1 protein-coding gene is annotated in these 2,270 nt (G+C 58.0%); it reads right to left on the reverse strand.

What is annotated here, in order from left to right:
• Positions 1-366: 366 nt before the first annotated feature.
• Positions 367-2,139: a GAF domain-containing sensor histidine kinase gene (locus B0T39_RS24585; RefSeq protein ID WP_081551361.1), complete on the reverse strand. Its 1,773-nt coding sequence runs from the start codon at positions 2,137-2,139 to the stop codon at positions 367-369.
• Positions 2,140-2,270: the final 131 nt, after the last annotated feature.

Raw genomic sequence — 2,270 nt, forward strand, 5'->3', positions numbered from 1 at the left:
TTCGGCCTGCTTGAGAAAGCCAATGATCTGTTCTTCGGTGAATCTGCTCTTCTTCATGTCCGTCATTCTCCTTCAGTGACGGACTTCTCTCTACTTTTGATTGGTAAGGCCTAAGGGGAGCAGATCAGGTAACGGCGAGTGCTTGCTCGATCCAGGCAGGGTCAATCAATGCGGCCAATGTCTCTAGCCGAGAAGGGGCGTGTGGCAGCGTGTCATGTAAGGCGCGTTGTAGTAGGCTCATGCAGCGAAAAAGGGAACATGATGAACATGTCCCCTTTTTACTGGATTTACATCCGCAAGTCTTAACTGACTGGCATTACCGCTCTGCGGGGCTTTGGCGCGTTTGGGGGGGATCTGCTTTGCGGTTCAGAGTTGGTTGGGAGGAAAGCTGATGGTGAAGCTCGCGCCTTGGCCGGGTGCGCTGTCTAGCCGAATCTCGCCTTTCAGTATGGTGTGTACGATGTTGTGCACCATGGCCAGCCCCAGCCCTACGCCGCTCTGTCCCATTTGCGTGGTGAAGAAGGGGTCGAAAACCTTGTGTTGCAGCTCCGGCGCAATGCCCTTGCCGTCGTCTGAATAGCGCAGCAGCAGCGTTGCTTGTTGCGCTTGCAATTGGATGTCTATGCGGCCGCGATTGTGCCCGTCGAAGCCATGGGCAAGACTGTTGGCGATGAGGTGGGACAGAAGCTGTTCCAAAGCGCCCGGATAGTTCTCGATCTGCAGATCATGAGGTGCTTCCAGTGTTAGCTGGACGTTGGGATAGTGCTTGGGCGGCAGCAGCGAGCGAGTTAATTGGGCAAGGGTTTGAGCGGGCTTGAACGCGCGCTTGGGTTGCTTGAGTTGGTCGGAGGCGATCAGTTTGAAGCGGCCGATCAGATCGCCGGCCAGCTCGCTGTTTCTTTGTAGTAGCTCGCTGGTTTCGACCGCCTTACGCAGAAAGGCTTGCAGATTGCCGCGCGAGAGTTGCTTGGCCTCGTCGACGTGGATGATGGACTTGAGGTCCGCGTGCAATACCGAGGCGCTGAGCAGAATATTTCCTATCGGCGTGTTCAATTCGTGCGCCATGCCGGCGACCATGCGGGCGAGCGCCGCCTGTTTTTCCGCAATGCTGATTTGCTGCATCGCCTGTTTGAGTTCGGTGGTTCGCTTGGCTACGCGGTCTTCCAAGTGGCTATTGAGCTGTTGCAGCTCGGATTCCGCCTGCTTGCGCTGGCTGATGTCGGAGTAGGTGCCTATCATGCGTGATGGCCGCCCCAACTCGTCGCGGCCCACCACCATGCCGCGGCTCAGCAACCAGATCCAGCCGTTTTGCGAGCGGAAACGGTGTTCCGAGGTGAAAGACCCTCCCGGCTGGCGCTGGTAGCGGTTGATCGCGGCCTGGACTTCGGGCAGGTCGTCGGGGTGGATGCCGGTGTGCCAGAGCTTGAACGCGCCGGTATCCCGATCGTTCAGCCCCAGCAGTTGCCGGCAGCGGGTGGAGAGAAAGACGGCGTTGCCGGCGACGTCCCAATCCCAGACGCCGTCACCAGCGCCTTCCAGCGCGAAGTGCCAGCGTTCCTCGCTTTCGCGCAAAGCCTGTAGCGCTTTCTGCTCCCCGGCTCGCAGCGATTCGAACTCCCGCCTAACGCGTTCGGCCTCGTCCGCGCGCAAAATGGCGTCCTCTTGTTCCCTGGCCATATCGTGGTAGACCTGATGCAGATCGCGCTCCACCATGGAGCGGAACTGGCTGAGCAATTGCTTGTGGGTCGGGCTATAGGGATTCTCCGCGCGGTCCAGCACGCAGATGGTGCCGAAGATGTCCTGGTTGGGCCAGATCAGCGGCATGCCCAGATAAGAGATCATGCCCAGCTTGATGTCGGGATTGTGATCCCAGTCAGGGTCTTTCAAAGCGTTGGGCACCAGCAGCTCCTTGCGGCTGCTCATCACGGTTTCGCAATACAGGCTGGTGTCGAGGTCGGCCAGTTCGTCTTCTTCGTAGGGGTTGCCTTGGCTATGGCTGGAGAGGAAGACCTTGATGCGCGGAGCCTGCTTTTGCATGATCAACGCGGCGGGGATGTCGACGATTTTGGCCAGCAGATCCAGCACCTGCTGCCACTTTTCCGACAGATCGCGGCTGATGCTCAGGTTTTGGGTGTCGATCTTGTGATCTGCTCCCCTTAGGCCTTACCAATCAAAAGTAGAGAGAAGTCCGTCACTGAAGGAGAATGACGGACATGAAGAAGAGCAGATTCACCGAAGAACAGATCATTGGCTTTCTCAAGCAGGCCGAA

Source organism: Chromobacterium haemolyticum (assembly GCF_002081825.1).
In the GTDB taxonomy this organism is placed as follows: domain Bacteria; phylum Pseudomonadota; class Gammaproteobacteria; order Burkholderiales; family Chromobacteriaceae; genus Chromobacterium; species Chromobacterium fluminis.